Genomic DNA, 13,699 nt, shown 5'->3' with positions numbered 1-13,699 from the left:
CGTCATGCCCAGTCAGGGGGTCTTGGCCAGTCTGAGCTTTTCACGCCACAGCGCCGCCTGCGCGGGATCGGCCAGCTGTCCCAGTTCGCCCTTAGCGTACACCTTGACCAGCCGTTCCATGGCTTCCACGTCGCCCTGCTTCGCGGCCAGCAGGTACAGCGTGAACGGCGCTGGCGCCGGCCCCTGCCGGGTGGGTCCGCCACGGCCCTGCTCCAGCAGGCGCGCGAAGCCCGTCTGGCCCGGTGGACTTTTCGCGATGGCAGCCATTTCGTACCAGCCCAAAGCCGCCTCGTCGCTCTGCGGCACGCCCTGCCCCACTTCGTACGAGTAGGCCACATTGTTCAAGCCGGGCGGGTCGAGCACCTTGGCCGCCTGCATGTACCAGCCAAATGCTTCCTTGCGTTGCGCGTCATCGTGCGCCGTCATCATCAGCCGGTAGCCGATTTCATTGTAGGCGGGGATGAAGCCCTTTTCGGCGTAAAACTTCAGCCAGTGCAGCGCGTGCGCCTGTTCTTCCACGCTGCTGCGGATGTTTTCGAAGTGCATGGCCAGCGTGAAATTGGCCAGCTCCACGCCTTGCGCTGCACCCTTGCGCGACCAGTATTCGCCCAGCTTGCGGTCGATTGCCATGCCCTGGCCCAGCGTGTACGCCACGCCCAGGAAAGCCTGCGCCGGACCATAACCGCCTTCCGCCGATTTCTGCATCCACGCCAGACCCAGGTCGCGGTCGCGCGGCGTGCCCTCGCCTTCGTGCAGCAGTTGCGCCAGGTCCAGCTGGGCGACCGTGTCGCCCCCTTCGGCAGCGATACGCGCCTTCTCGAAGGCGGCGACCTTGTCCGGCGACAGGTCGGCTGGGCGGTTGATCACGGCCTGCACGCGCGCGCGCATGTCATCGAGGCCGGACATATCGAATTCGGCCAGCGCCGGATGCTGGCGCGGTGCTTTGGTGGACGCCTGCTGCGCCAGCACGGGCTGCGCCAGCGTCAGGCTCAAGATGAACAGGATAGTCTTCATTTCTTTTCCTTCTCAGCCAGCTTGCCGCGCCATTCGGCGGCGTCCTCGGCATTCGCCTGTTGTCCCAGTTCGCCTTTGACATACACGTCAATCATGCGCCGCATGGCGGGCAGGTCGCCGCTCCATCCGGCCCGTTCATACCAGGTCAGCGCCCACTTGTCCGACTGTTTCACACCCAGGCCCAGCTCGTGCGCGCGGGCCAGGTTGCGCATGCCCGCCGGATCCGTTTCACGCGCCGACTTTTCATACCAGGCGAAGGCCTCGCTGCGCTGTTCATCGTCCGTGGCCACCCGCATCAGGCGCTCGCCCAGCGCATTGTAGGCAGGAACAAAGTGCTGCTCTGCCGCCGCCTTCAGCCAGATGATGGCCAGCGCCTGTTCTTCGGCACTGCTGCCGCCGTCGATGAACTCCAGCGCCAGAATCGTTTGCGCCAGTACGTCGCCTTGCGCTACGCCCTTGCGCAGCCAGTACTCGCCCTGCACGCGGTCGATGGGCACCTTGCCGCCTACGGTATAGGCCAGTCCCATGTCTCCTTGTGCCGGCGCATAGCCGCCTTCGGCCGACTTGCGCAGCCAGGCCATCGACTGCGCCGTGCTTTGCGGCGCACCGACGCCCAGCTGTAGCTTGCGTGCCAGTTCCAGCTGCGCTACCACATCGCCCGCTTCGGCAGCACGCCGTGTCTCGGCAAATGCGGCGATATTGGCCGGGTCCCTGGCCGGCGCATCGGCACGCGCTTCGATGGCCAGCAACTGCAGGTCGAGCAAAGTGGGGGAAGTTTGCGCCAGGACTGCCAGCGGCAGCAACAGCGCCAGCGGAATCAAATTCTTGTGCATGCGAGGGAGTCGGGAGGAAGAAAATACGCATGGTAGCCGATGCCCCGCACGGGAGGCGCGCACTGCACGGGAAGTTTGACAGGGTACGCCGGCAGGCTTACATTGCATCAACTAAACCAACCTCCCCAGGAACGCCATGAATCGCCTATCGAAAACCGCCTTGACCTTGCTCGTCGCCCTCGCCGCCAGCGCCACTGCCAGCGCCGCCGACACCCAACTGACGGGCTGCGCCGCCAAGCGCGAAAGCATCCGCAGCGAATTGCGCCAGGCGCAGGAACAGGGCTTGTCCGACAAGGTCGCGGGCCTCACGCGCGCGCTCGACGAAGTCAACGCCCACTGCCGCGACAACATGCTGGTCGAACGTCACAACAAGAAGGTGCTGAAGGCGCAGGCGAAGGTGAACCAGACGGAGCGTTCGCTGCGCCTGGCCCAGGAAGCGAACAAGCAGCCGAAAAAGATCGCCAAGCTGGAAGGGAAGCTGGAAAAAGCCAGGGCGGATCTGGCCGCCCTGCAGGCACAACAGCCTTAAGCTTTTTCCCCCAGCAGTTGATAAATGCTGGAAAAATCCAGCGCGCCCGCTCCCGCCTTGCTGTGCACACTATATAAATTGCGCGACAGGGCGCCCAGCGGCACGCTCGCGCCGCTGGCCAGCGCGCTTTCCACGGCCAGGCCCAGGTCTTTCAGCATCAGGTCGACGCCGAAGCCGCCCGTGTAGCCGCGCGACGCGGGCACGTTCTCCGCCACGCCGGGGCACGGGTTGTACACTTCCAGGGTCCAATTGCGGCCCGAGCTTTTCGCCATCACGTCCGACACCACCTTCGGGTCCAGGCCATTGGCCACGCCCAGGCGTATCGCTTCGCTGGTGCCGATCATGAGTATGCCCAGCAGCATGTTGTTGCAGATCTTGACCGTCTGGCCGCAACCCGAGCCGCCCGCGTGGAAAATCGCCTTGCCCATGATCTCCAGGTAGGGTCGCGCCGCCGCCAGCGCGGACTCTTCGCCGCCCACCATGAAGGTCAGGGTGCCGTTGGTGGCGCCCGCCGTGCCGCCCGAGACGGGCGCATCCAGCATGGGCATGCCCTTCTCCTGCGCAGCGCGGCCCACCTGGCGCGCTGCTTCGGTGGAAATCGTCGAACAGTCGATCAGCAGGGTGCCGGGCCGCGCCTGCGCCAGAATGCCAGTCCCACCCAAAGGGTTACCCAAATAAGCACCCAGCACGTGGCGGCTGGCAGGCAACATGGTAATGACGATGTCGGCCGCCTGGATCGCCGCCGCCTGGTCATCAGACACCAGGCCGCCGCCATCGGCAAACTGCCGTACGCTGGCCGGCAGCAAGTCAAAGCCCGTGACCGCATGGCCGGCGCGCACCAGGTTCTGCGCCATGGGCAGCCCCATGTTGCCGAGGCCGATAAAAACGATGTTTGCGCTCATCACCGCCCCTTATTTCATCGAAATGGTGGTATTGACGCCGCTGCCGCCGTCGTCCGGGGCGAACCAGCGCGCCGTGACGGTCTTGGTCTGCGTCCAGAAGTACAAGGCTTGCTTGCCGTTCGGGCCCAGGTCGCCCAGTTTCGACGCGCGCGACCCCGTAAAACTGAAATAGGCGACAGGGACGGGTATGGCAACGTTGATACCCACCTGCCCCACGTCGATCTCGTTCTGGAATTTGCGCCCTGCCCAGCCGGACGAGGTGAAGATCGAGGTGCCGTTGCCGTTCGGGTTCGCGTTGATGAAGGCGATGGCCTGGTCCAGGGTTTCCGTCTCGACGACGCACATGGCGGGGCCGAAGATTTCCTGCGTGTAGACGGAATTCGATGCTGCCACCTTAGAGAAAATCGTCGGCCCCATGAAGTTGCCGCCCTCGTAGCCGGCCACCTTGAGGCCACGGCCGTCCAGCAGCAATTCCGCGCCTTCGTCCACGCCCGCCTGTATCAGCTTTTCGGCGCGCTGCATGGCCGCTTTCGAGACCATCGGCCCCAGGTCCGCCGTGCGGTCGCTGCCCGGCCCCACTTTCAACGCTTGCGAGCGGGCGACGATTTCCGGCAGCCAGGAACGCGCCTCGCCCACCAGCACCACCACGGAATTGGCCATGCAGCGCTGGCCGGCCGCGCCGAAGGCGGCGCCGATCAGGTTATTGATCGCCTGTTCCTTGTTAGCGTCGGCCAGCACCACGCAATGGTTTTTCGCCCCCATCATCGATTGCGCGCGCTTGCCAGATTCGCTGGCGCGGCGGTACACATGCGTGCCCACGTGGGTGGAGCCGATGAAGGACACGGCCTTGATGTCGGGATGGTCGCACAGCATGTTGACGACGTCGGCACCGCCATGCACGACGTTCAGCACGCCGGCCGGCAAGCCCGCCTGGTACATCAGTTCGACCAGGTACATGGTCGACGACGGATCCTGCTCCGACGGTTTCAGGACAAAAGTATTGCCGCAGGCGATAGCGATGGGGAACATGAAGCACGGCAGCATGACGGGGAAGTTGAAGGCCGTGATGCCGGCACCCACGCCCAGCGGCTGGTAGATATTGTAGACATCGACGCCGGTGGCCGCGTTTTCAGCAATTTCTCCCAGCTGCAGGGTGGCGATCGAGCACGCGTGCTCCACCACTTCCAGGCCGCGCATGACTTCCCCTTCCGCGTCGGGCAGGGTCTTGCCGTGCTCGCGCGTGATCAGTGCGGCCAGGGTGCCGATATTTTCGCGGATCAGGTGCTGGTACTTGAGCATGATGCGCATGCGCGCGGCCAGCGGGGTATGCCGCCACGTCTTGAATGCTTCCTTGGCCGTGGCGACGGCCAGCTTGACTTCGTCCGGCGTGGAAAACGGCACCTTGGCGACGATTTCCTGCGTGGCCGGGTTGACGACGTCGCGCCACTCGGTGCTGATTGAAGCGTGGTGCTTGCCGCCGATATGCAGGGGGATGCTTGGGACTTGGGTGAGTGCTTGGTTCATGGTTTGCTCCGGGTGTGCGATATTCATAGGGTGCGGCTGAGCAAATGAGTACTGGGGTCAGACCCGCCGGGGGAATTTCCCCCAGTGGGGGAAATTCCGATTCCGAAGGAACTGACCCCGGCCCTCTGCTGCTCAGCCGAAAATTATTTCTTGACCAGGTTGCACGCGGCCGCATCCATAGGCTTGAAGGCCTGGTCGGCGGGGATGGTAGACAGCACCTTCAGGTAATCCCACGCGCCTTTCGATTCGGCCGGGGTTTTCACCTGCACCAGATACATGTCGTGGATGACGCGGCCATCGGGACGGATGGAGGCGTTGTTCATGACGGCATCCTTGATGGGCAGTTCGCGCATTTTCTGGGCGACGATCTTCGAGTCGTCACTCTTCGCGGCCGCCACCGATTTCAGGTAGTGGTAGACGCTGGAATACACGCCCGCCTGCACCATGGTTGGCTTGGCGCCCTTGTTGAGCGCCTCGAAACGCTTGGCGAAGGCGCGGCTGCGGTCATCGAAATCCCAGTAAAAACCGTCCGCGTAGACCAGGCCCTGGGCCGTTTCCAGCCCCAGCGCATGCACGTCGGAGAGGAACACCAGCAAGGCGGCCAGCCGTTGGTCCTTGCCGCTGCCAATGCGGAATTCGCGCGCCTGCTTGATGGCGGATACCGTGTCGGCGCCGCCATTGGCCAGGCCGATCACCTGCGCTTTCGAGCCTTGCGCCTGCACCAGGAAGGACGAGAAATCGGACGCGTTGAGCGGATGGCGCACGGCGCCCAGCACCGTGCCACCATTGCGCTTGACGACTTCACTGGCGTCCTTTTCCAGCGAGTGGCCGAACGCGTAATCGACAGTGACGAAATACCACGATTTCTGCCCTAATTTAGTCAGTGCCGCCGCCGTGCCGGCCGCCTGCGAATAGGTATCGAACATCCAGTGGAAGCCGTTCGGCGAGCAATCCTCGTTCGTCAGGCGCCCGGTGGCAGGGCCGCTGAACATGGCGATGCCGCCCTTCTCTTTCATCAGCTTTTGCACGGACAGGGCCACCGAGGAATTGGTCAGGTCGGCGATGGCGTCGACCTTGTCGCGGTCTATCCATTCGCGCGCCTTGGAGGCGGCGATGTCCGCCTTGTTCAAATGGTCGGCCGAGAGAATCTCGATCTTCATGCCCTTGCATTCGGCTTTCAGGCAATCTTCGACGGCCATCTGGCTGGCGACGACGGAGCCGCGCCCGCCCATGGCCGAATACGGGCCGGACATGTCGGTCAGGATGCCGACCTTGACGACGCCATCGGAAATCTGCGCCTGCGCGCCGCCAAAGGAAAGGGAAAGCGCCAGCGCGCCCATGGCCAGTACGGTTTTTTTCATGCGTGTCTCCAGGTGGATGGGTTTTCTTATATGTTTAGATGCATTCTGCATGTGTAAAAATATGCACTCAAGTGAAATTAATGCATAATTCCTTTGCAAAAATGCACAGAGAGGGATTGCCATGCTCGATTGGGACAATGTACGGGTCTTCCTGGAACTGACGCGCAGCGCTGGCCTGGTGGATGCGGCGAAAAAGCTGGGCATCGACCATTCCACCGTGTCGCGGCGCATGCGCAAGTTCGAGGAGCAGGTGGGCACGCAGCTCTTCGACCGCAACTACGTGGGCTACCAGCTGACGCCCGAGGGCCACCGGCTGATGGAATACGCGGAAACGATGGAAAGCACGGTGTTTGCCGCCACCGAGGAACTGGGCGAACATAACCGCCTGCTGTCGGGCCAGGTGCGCCTGGGCGCTACCGAGGGCTTCGGCGCCATCGTGCTGGCGCCCCACCTGGCGCAGTTTTGCGGGAAATACCCGCACATCAGCGTGGATCTGATCGCCGTACCCCGTTTCGTCAGCCTGTCCAAGCGCGAGGCGGACGTGGCCATTTCCATCGAGCGCCCCCTCTCTGGCCCGTATGTCGTGACGAAGCTGTCCGACTACCGCTTGAAACTGTATGCCACGCCGGCCTACCTGGCGCGCCACGCGCCCATTACCAGCGTGGCGCAGCTGGCGCAGCACCCCATCATCGGCTACGTGGACGACCTGGTTTTCAGCGCGGAGCTGCGCTACATGGACAATGTGGCGCCCGATTCGCTGCGCGCGTTTCGCAGCACCAGCGTGATCGCCCAGTACCACGCGGCGCGCGCGGGCCAGGCGCTGGCGATCCTGCCCTGCTTCGTGGCCCAGCAGTCGAACGAACTGGTACCCGTGCTCGAGGGCGAGATCGATTTGCTGCGCGCCTTCTGGATGATTTCACCGAGCGAGCGGCGCAACATCGCGCGGGTCAGCGCCCTGTGGAATTACCTGCGTACCGCCATCGACCTCAATCACGGCTACCTGATGGGCGAAACGTCCACGCCCAGCTGGCCAGCCTGAGCACGCTACACTGTCGCCACTACTGATTAAAGGAGAATGCCATGCTGATGGATGCGAACCAGGCTGTTTTGGTCATTGTCGACCTGCAAGGGCGCTTGATGCCGGCCATCCACGATGCGGGCCTGGTGCTGGCGCAGAACCTGCGCCTGGCAAAGATCGCCCGCCTGCTCGACGTGCCCGTGCTGGGCACGGAACAGAACCGCCAGGGACTGGGACCGAACGTGGAAGAAATCGCCGCCCTGTGCGAACAGACCTTGCACAAGACGCATTTCGGCGCCTGTGCCGACGGCTTGCAAGCCATACTGCCCGCGGGGCGCAGGCAAATCGTCGTCACGGGTTGCGAAGCCCATGTGTGCATGCTGCAGACGGCCATCGGTTTGCTGGAGCTGGGGTGTGAGGTGATCATCGCCATCGACGCAGTCGGTTCGCGCCATGGCGCCAGCCGCGATGCGGCACTGGCCCGCCTGGGCAAGCTGGGCGCCCATCTGGTGACGGTGGAAATGCTGGCCTTTGAATGGCTGCGCGACTGCAAGCACCCGCGTTTCCGCGAGGTGCTGGCGCTGATCAAATAGCCATTCTCACGCAATAGACTAGCCTAGAAATAACGCACCCACGCCTGCTTCGACGTGCGCTTGTAATTGGCAAACGCGCGGCAGGGAAAGTACAGCAAGGGCATCAGGGACAGCGCGATCAGCCACACTTGCCAGATATGTTCGACGCCATAGCGGGCACCATGATTGGCGCCCAGCACCGCCGTCAAGGTGATGCCGATGGCCAGCAGCAGATACAGGTGCAGCAGATAATAAAACATGGGCGCGCCGCCAAAGGTGGCGCAAGCCCTTGTAAACCAGTTGTCGACGCGTTCCAGCCAGGCCAGGCCCAGCAGGCCCAGGCCCAGGGTGAACAACAAAAAGTCCAGCGACGGCGGATACTTGGTGAAGTTCAGCACGCTCATGGCCGTGCGCAGGGCCGTGTCGCCCGCCACCCACGGCAGGGTTTCGCCATACAGATTGAAGCCGCGCAAGACGGCTAGCAGCAGCAAGCTGCCACCGCCCAGCACCAGCAACAGGCGGCACCGGCCTTCGGCAGACTGCCCGCGCGCATACAGCGGGCCGGCCGCATAGCCAAGCACGATCACGCCTATCCATGGCAGCAGCGGATAGCTGACCTTGATTTTCATGGCGCCGTCCGCCACCAGATAACCACGTTGCAGCAGCACCGTCAGCAGATAATAAGCAAAGCTGCCCTCTTCCGCGCGCAAACCAGTCAACAGATGCTGTCCCGCGATGATCGCCACGCCCAGCAGCACCAGCACTTTCAATGGCAACCGGTGCAGCACGGCCAGCGCCATCATGGCCAGGCCGATGACCCAGATCACCTGCAAATACAGCACGGCTGGCGGAAACGCCCCGCTCCAGGCGAAGTTGACGAACACCAGTTCCAGCACCACCAGCAGCAAGCCCCGCTTGAACAAAAAGCCGGCCGCGCTGCGGGGGCCGGCGGCCGGATGCGCATACAGCCAGGCCGACAAGCCCGTCAGGAAGACGAACATGGGCGCGCAAAAGTGCGCGGCCAGGCGCGTGAAGAACAGGGCCGGATCGACGCTGGCCACATCCATCGGGTCGCCGACCTGGTGGTGCAGGAAGACCGTTTCGCGCACATGGTCGAACAGCATAATCAGCATCACGAGGCCGCGCATGACGTCGATGACGGCGATGCGGGTGCGCAGGGTGACGGGGGAATTTAGGGATGTGGAAACAGTCATTAGTTTATGTCTATGTATTGGTGCCTTGGTGCGTTGGAGTGTCGTAGACGTCACTTGCCGCACAGGCAAAAATCCGGGGTCAGACCCGTCGGGTCTGACCCCAGCTTTATGCTGCTGGTTCTAAACAATGCCCCGGCATTTAGCAAATCAAAACCTGTAATGCGCATTCAAGGTCGCCGTGCGTTCGGCCCCCGGCGCCACCCACAGCTGGCTATAGGAACTCGCATAGTAGCTGCGGCTGAACAGGTTTTCCACGCTCAAAGCCAGGCGCAGCTTCGCAGTCGGCGAATAGGAAGCAAGCAGCCTGGCCGTCGTATAGGCCGGCAGGGTAAAGCTGCTGCTGACGGCCACGTCGCCCTGGCGCTCACCCACATACTGCACCCCGCCACCCACGCTGGCCGTGCCCGTGCCCAGCGCGAATTGCTGCGTGGCCAGCAGGTTGGCGCTGTGGCGCGGCACGTTGGCGAAGCGGCTGCCCGTCAAAATCGTATTGTCGCCGCGCGTGACGGTGGCGTCCGTGTACGCATAGGCGCCCGAGACGCGCAAGCGGCGCGCCACTTCGCCCGACACGTCCAGTTCCAGGCCCCGGCTCCCCACCTCGCCCGCCGCAATGGCGAAGTCCGTGTTGGCGGGATTCGTCGTCAGCACATTGCTCTTGCGGATGTCGTACACGGCCACGGTGCCCGTCAGTTTGCCCGTATCCAGCTTCGCGCCCAGCTCATACGAGCGGCTGCGCTCTGCAGGGAAGGCCCGGTTGTTTATGCTGATGCCGCTGTTGGGCCGGAAGCCCTTGGCCACGCTCGCATACAGCGACCATGTTGTTGACGGCTGGTAGACGAGGCCCGCGCGGGGGCTAGTGGCCGACAGCGACTGGCGGTTGCTCACGTTCAGGCGATTGTTCGTGACGTCCTGCGTGTATGTATCGCGGCGCACGCCGACCAGCGCCTTCCACTGCGCGCCCAGGTCCAGTTGATCTTGCACATACAGGCCGCGTGCCTGTTGCCCTTCCTGCGTGTCGATGGACAGGGCCAGCGGAGCGGCCTTGCCGCCATACACGGGTGCAAAAATATCGATGGCATACGCATACGCGGCGGTGGGATTGCGCCGCAGCTGCACCCGGTGGTCGTCGAAGTGATAGGCGTCGACACCGGCCAGCACCTCGTGCGCCAGCGCGCCCGTTTTGAACTTGCCCAGTAATTCAACGCGGGCCGACACGTCGATGGCAGAAAAATCGCGGTGGCGGCGCTGGCGGTTCAGGGTGCGGCCATCGGCCAACAGCTTGTTCGCCTCAGTCGAATAGCCGTTCAATGCACTGTCGCGGTAAGAGGCACCTGCCTGCAACGTCCAGTCGTCGGACAGCGCATGGTGGATAAATAACTGCTGCCCCAGCGACTTGACCGTCATGGGGCCGTCGTCCGGTTCGCCCAGGAAGCGCGACACGGGCACGGCGCCCAGCTTGCCATTCACAGCCACCACGCCCCGGTCGAACGGCGCGCGCTGCCGCACCGCTTCGATTTCGTAGGACACGGTCGTGTGCTCGCCCACCAGCCAGAGGAAGGAGGGAGAAAACAGGCTGCGCTCGACGTGCAGCGTATCGCGGAAGCTGTGCCCTTCTTCATGCGCCGCGTTCAGGCGGTAGGCAAAGCTGTCGCTCAAGGGCCCCGTCAAGTCCAGCGCGGCGCGGCGCGTCTGGAAACTGCCGAAGGACACATCGGCGCTGACTTCGGGCGCGAACTTCGGCTTTTTCGTCGTGATATTAACGGTACCGCCCGGCTCGCCCCGGCCGTACAGGGCCGCAGCGGGGCCTTTCAGCACTTCCACGTTCTGCGTGTTGCCGGCGTCGCGCATGCCGTTGTAGCCCCGGCTGGAACTGAAACCGTTGACCATGTAGTCGGAACCGAAATTCGGGTCACCCGTGAAGCCGCGCATGGCGTAGCTGTCCCAAAGGCCGCCCAGCGGGCTTTGCTTCGCGATGCCGCTGGCCAGGTCCAGCGCACCGGCCAGTGTCGTCACGCCCGCGTCGCGCAGCAGGTCGCTGGTCAGCACGCGCACGCTTTGCGGCAAGTCCATCAGCAAGGCATCCGTCTTGGTGGCGCCCGTGGCGGACAGGCTGCGGTAATGCTGGCGCTGCGCACTGACGGTGACGACAGCGTCGGACGGCGCGGAATCGGTAGCGGCGCTGTCGACTGCCAGTGACCAGGGGCTGGCAGCGGCCAGCAGGAGCGCCACGGGGCGGCGTGAAAACAAGGACATGGGATACCTGACAATAGCGCAAATTAATGCAATAGACTTGCATTATAATTGATAATCAATTCCCATTAAAGCCTTCCCGGAAGATCTGCGCCAAAAAATCCACGAACACTTGCACCTTGGCCGCACGCAACTGGCGCGGGTGGAACAGCGCCCACACGTCGGGGCCAGCCGTGCGAAATGGCTGCAGCACGGGCACCAGGCTGCCGTCACGCAAAGGCTGCAACACAGAAACGGACAGCGCCTGGACGATGCCGCAACCGGACTGGGCGGCGGCGATCATCGATTCGATATGGTCGAAGGCCAAGGCAGCCGCAGGCGTGTGGGCATACGGTGCGCCCGCGCCCCCGTCCTGGAACAGCCAGGGCCGCACCTGGCGCGATTTCGGGTACAGGAAATGCAGACAGGAAAACTGATCCAGTTCCTGCGGGGCCTGCGGCATGCCATGCCGGGCGACAAAGGCGGGCGAGGCGCAGCACAGATAATCCATTGCCAGCAGGCTGCGCGCCACCAGCGATGAATCCTGCGGCTCGCCGATGCGCAGCATGACGTCGACGCCCTCTTCCACCATGTCGACCAGGCGGTCGCTGACCGTCAGGCGCAGGGCGATGTCGGGATAGGCGGCGATAAAGCGGGGCAAGGCGGGCGCCACCAGGTTGCGGCTGATGCTGCTGGGCATATCCACGCGCAAGCTGCCCGATGGCCGCGCGGCCGCCTGCAGCAGGCTCGTTTCCAGCGCCGCCATGTCGGCCAGCATCTGGCGCGCCTGCGCATGGCACTGCAGGCCTTCAGCCGTGAGCGACATGCTGCGCGTGGTGCGCTGCAAGAGCCGTACGCCGAAATGCTTTTCCAGCGCCGCCACCTGGTTCGTCACGGACGAGGTCGAGATGCCCAGACGCTGCGCTGCCTTGCTGAAGCCGCCCGCCTCGACCACCGCGCAAAACACCTGCATCGCTTCCAGCCTGTCCATTTCTGTCTCCCTGTGAACTCCTTGATGCCGGCGATTATCCACGATACTGAAATAGTGCATCGGGCCGCGCCCCGTTTTTCTTTGTGCCGTCGCCGCCTAGACTGGGGCATCAACCACAGGAGAACCCCATGCAAGCCCTCGTCCTCACCACCTTTGCCGCCCCCATGACCATAGCAAACCTGCCCTTGCCACAGCCCGGCCCCGGCCAAGTCCTCGTGCGCATCGCCGCCAGCGGCGTCAATCCGCTGGACACGAAAATCGCCGCCGGCACCGCCCCGCACGCCCGGCCCCGCCTGCCCGCCATCCTCGGCATCGACGTGGCCGGCACGGTGGCGGCCGTGGGCGAGGGCGTGACGACTTTTCACGTTGGCGCAACAGTCTATGGCATGGCGGGCGGCATCGGAGGTGTCCAGGGCTCGCTAGCCGAGTACGGCGTCTTCGACGCTGCCCTGCTGGCGCCCGTGCCGCCAGCGCTGAGCATGCGCGAAGCGGCCGCCCTGCCCCTCGTTTTCATCACGGCCTGGGAAGGGCTGGTCGACCGCGCCCATGTGAAGGCGGGCGACACCGTACTGGTGCATGGCGGCGCGGGCGGCGTTGGGCACATGGCCGTGCAGCTCGCGCTCACCTTTGGCGCCACGGTGTATGCCACGGGCAGCGCCGCCAGCCGCGCTGCCATCGAGGCGCTGGGCGCGCGCTTCATCGATTACCGCACCAGCACGGTGGATGACTACGTGGCCGAACACACGGGCGGCGCCGGCTTCGACATCGTCTACGATACGGTGGGCGGCGCCACCCTGGACGCCAGTTTCCGGGCAGCGAAGGTTTATGGTGGCCATGTCGTCAGTTGCCTGGGCTGGGGCACGTTCGCCCTGAGCCCGCTGACGGCGCGCGCGGCCAGCTACTCGGGCGTGTTCACCTTATTGCCCCTGTTGAGCGGCGAGGGCCATGCGCGCCATGGCGCGATCTTGCGCGAAGCTAACAAGCTGATCGACGCGGGCAAGCTGCGGGTGCGGCTTGATCCACGCCGCTTTAGCTTGCGCACGGTGCACGATGCGCATGTAGCCCAAATCGATGGCAGCGCGCGCGGCAAGCTGGTGGTGGATGTGGCCAATTGAACGCCGGCTTGTTACTTGCAGGCCGAAGCGTTAATATGCAAGAATATACTTGCATATCAAGATGAGGCCGGGAATGCGTGAAAAGCTGGAAAAACTGCTGGCGCAGGGACGCGACAGCGCCCTGCTGCGCTTCGGCCTGGGCGACGCCTGTCTGAAAGAGCATGACGCCGGGCAAGCAGCCCTGCACTTGGCGCAGGCGACGCAACAGCAAGCGGGCTATTCCGCCGCCTGGAAACTGCTGGGCAAGGCCTTGCAGCAGCTGGGCCGGCTGGACGAAGCGCAGGCCGCCTGGACAACGGGCGTGACTGTGGCCCAGCAGAAAGGCGACCTGCAAGCCGTCAAGGAAATGACGGTGTTCCTGAAACGCCTGCAAAAACAGCAGCAGGCGGCAGAGTAA

The 13,699-nt window shown here is 63.9% G+C and carries 13 protein-coding genes; 5 read left to right on the top strand and 8 right to left on the bottom strand.

All coding sequences use genetic code 11. The features are described 5' to 3' along the window. Window positions 1-12: 12 nt before the first annotated feature. Both CLU92_RS03605 and CLU92_RS03600 read right to left on the bottom strand, forming a co-directional pair. Entirely contained in the window at window positions 13-1,014 is a 1,002-nt protein-coding gene (locus CLU92_RS03605; protein WP_101480763.1) for a tetratricopeptide repeat protein, read from the bottom strand. Then, window positions 1,011-1,847, bottom strand: a complete 837-nt coding sequence (locus tag CLU92_RS03600) for a tetratricopeptide repeat protein (protein ID WP_101480762.1) — start codon at window positions 1,845-1,847, stop codon at window positions 1,011-1,013. The genes CLU92_RS03605 and CLU92_RS03600 overlap by 4 nt, the downstream gene beginning before the upstream one ends. A 136-nt stretch (window positions 1,848-1,983) precedes the next feature. Here CLU92_RS03600 and CLU92_RS03595 point away from each other — a divergent pair, with 136 nt between their 5' ends. Continuing rightward, on the top strand, window positions 1,984-2,376 hold the full coding sequence (locus CLU92_RS03595) for a DUF1090 family protein (RefSeq protein ID WP_101480761.1): 393 nt from the start codon (window positions 1,984-1,986) through the stop codon (window positions 2,374-2,376). Here CLU92_RS03595 and mmsB read toward each other — a convergent pair. From mmsB to CLU92_RS03580, 3 genes are all read right to left on the bottom strand, one after another. Continuing rightward, the gene (mmsB, locus tag CLU92_RS03590) at window positions 2,373-3,278 is read right to left on the bottom strand and encodes a 3-hydroxyisobutyrate dehydrogenase (protein ID WP_101480760.1); all 906 of its coding nucleotides are present in this window, start codon (window positions 3,276-3,278) and stop codon (window positions 2,373-2,375) included. The two genes, CLU92_RS03595 and mmsB, sit on opposite strands and share 4 nt — an antisense overlap. A gap of 9 nt (window positions 3,279-3,287) precedes the next feature. Next, a complete protein-coding gene (locus tag CLU92_RS03585; protein ID WP_101480759.1) occupies window positions 3,288-4,802 on the bottom strand; it encodes a CoA-acylating methylmalonate-semialdehyde dehydrogenase in 1,515 nt (504 codons plus the stop codon). 143 nt (window positions 4,803-4,945) lie between these two features. Then, the gene (locus tag CLU92_RS03580) at window positions 4,946-6,163 is read right to left on the bottom strand and encodes an ABC transporter substrate-binding protein (RefSeq protein ID WP_101480758.1); all 1,218 of its coding nucleotides are present in this window, start codon (window positions 6,161-6,163) and stop codon (window positions 4,946-4,948) included. A gap of 121 nt (window positions 6,164-6,284) precedes the next feature. Here CLU92_RS03580 and CLU92_RS03575 point away from each other — a divergent pair, with 121 nt between their 5' ends. Beyond that, window positions 6,285-7,202 (top strand): LysR family transcriptional regulator, encoded by a 918-nt coding sequence (locus CLU92_RS03575; protein ID WP_101480757.1) that lies wholly within the window; start codon window positions 6,285-6,287, stop codon window positions 7,200-7,202. Between the two features lie 41 nt (window positions 7,203-7,243). Next, window positions 7,244-7,774, top strand: coding sequence for an isochorismatase family protein (locus tag CLU92_RS03570; RefSeq protein WP_101480756.1), 531 nt, complete (start codon window positions 7,244-7,246; stop codon window positions 7,772-7,774). Window positions 7,775-7,797: 23 nt separating this feature from the next. Here CLU92_RS03570 and CLU92_RS03565 read toward each other — a convergent pair whose 3' ends face one another. The 3 genes from CLU92_RS03565 to CLU92_RS03555 form a co-directional block, all read right to left on the bottom strand. Next, window positions 7,798-8,967, bottom strand: coding sequence for a DUF1624 domain-containing protein (locus CLU92_RS03565; RefSeq protein ID WP_101480755.1), 1,170 nt, complete (start codon window positions 8,965-8,967; stop codon window positions 7,798-7,800). 147 nt (window positions 8,968-9,114) lie between these two features. Next, window positions 9,115-11,220 carry a TonB-dependent siderophore receptor gene (locus CLU92_RS03560; RefSeq protein ID WP_180338416.1) on the bottom strand — a complete coding sequence of 702 codons (2,106 nt, stop codon included), beginning with the start codon at window positions 11,218-11,220 and terminating at the stop codon, window positions 9,115-9,117. A 55-nt stretch (window positions 11,221-11,275) separates the two neighbouring features. Then, complete coding sequence (locus CLU92_RS03555) at window positions 11,276-12,187, bottom strand: LysR family transcriptional regulator (protein ID WP_101480754.1); 912 nt, start codon at window positions 12,185-12,187, stop codon at window positions 11,276-11,278. A gap of 128 nt (window positions 12,188-12,315) precedes the next feature. Between CLU92_RS03555 and CLU92_RS03550 the strand changes: the two genes are divergently transcribed. Together CLU92_RS03550 and CLU92_RS03545 are read left to right on the top strand one after the other, a co-directional pair. Next, window positions 12,316-13,302, top strand: coding sequence for a zinc-dependent alcohol dehydrogenase family protein (locus CLU92_RS03550; protein ID WP_101480753.1), 987 nt, complete (start codon window positions 12,316-12,318; stop codon window positions 13,300-13,302). A 73-nt stretch (window positions 13,303-13,375) separates the two neighbouring features. Then, window positions 13,376-13,699: a tetratricopeptide repeat protein gene (locus CLU92_RS03545; protein WP_180338415.1), complete on the top strand. Its 324-nt coding sequence runs from the start codon at window positions 13,376-13,378 to the stop codon at window positions 13,697-13,699.

The organism is Janthinobacterium sp. 61, from assembly GCF_002846335.1.
Classification (GTDB): Bacteria; Pseudomonadota; Gammaproteobacteria; order Burkholderiales; family Burkholderiaceae_D; genus Janthinobacterium.
This window is presented reverse-complemented; position numbering and strand designations above follow the sequence as displayed.

Bases quoted from the DNA above. Each gene is read 5' to 3' on its own strand.
- CLU92_RS03600 (WP_101480762.1), bottom strand. From the start codon at position 1,847: ATGCACAAGAATTTGATTCCGCTGGCGCTGTTGCTGCCGCTGGCAGTC.
- CLU92_RS03595 (WP_101480761.1), top strand. From the start codon at position 1,984: ATGAATCGCCTATCGAAAACCGCCTTGACCTTGCTCGTCGCCCTCGCC.
- CLU92_RS03545 (WP_180338415.1), top strand. From the start codon at position 13,376: ATGCGTGAAAAGCTGGAAAAACTGCTGGCGCAGGGACGCGACAGCGCC.
- CLU92_RS03550 (WP_101480753.1), top strand. From the start codon at position 12,316: ATGCAAGCCCTCGTCCTCACCACCTTTGCCGCCCCCATGACCATAGCA.
- CLU92_RS03580 (WP_101480758.1), bottom strand. From the start codon at position 6,163: ATGAAAAAAACCGTACTGGCCATGGGCGCGCTGGCGCTTTCCCTTTCC.
- CLU92_RS03560 (WP_180338416.1), bottom strand. From the start codon at position 11,220: ATGTCCTTGTTTTCACGCCGCCCCGTGGCGCTCCTGCTGGCCGCTGCC.
- mmsB (WP_101480760.1), bottom strand. From the start codon at position 3,278: ATGAGCGCAAACATCGTTTTTATCGGCCTCGGCAACATGGGGCTGCCC.
- CLU92_RS03565 (WP_101480755.1), bottom strand. From the start codon at position 8,967: ATGACTGTTTCCACATCCCTAAATTCCCCCGTCACCCTGCGCACCCGC.
- CLU92_RS03555 (WP_101480754.1), bottom strand. From the start codon at position 12,187: ATGGACAGGCTGGAAGCGATGCAGGTGTTTTGCGCGGTGGTCGAGGCG.
- CLU92_RS03575 (WP_101480757.1), top strand. From the start codon at position 6,285: ATGCTCGATTGGGACAATGTACGGGTCTTCCTGGAACTGACGCGCAGC.
- CLU92_RS03585 (WP_101480759.1), bottom strand. From the start codon at position 4,802: ATGAACCAAGCACTCACCCAAGTCCCAAGCATCCCCCTGCATATCGGC.
- CLU92_RS03605 (WP_101480763.1), bottom strand. From the start codon at position 1,014: ATGAAGACTATCCTGTTCATCTTGAGCCTGACGCTGGCGCAGCCCGTG.
- CLU92_RS03570 (WP_101480756.1), top strand. From the start codon at position 7,244: ATGCTGATGGATGCGAACCAGGCTGTTTTGGTCATTGTCGACCTGCAA.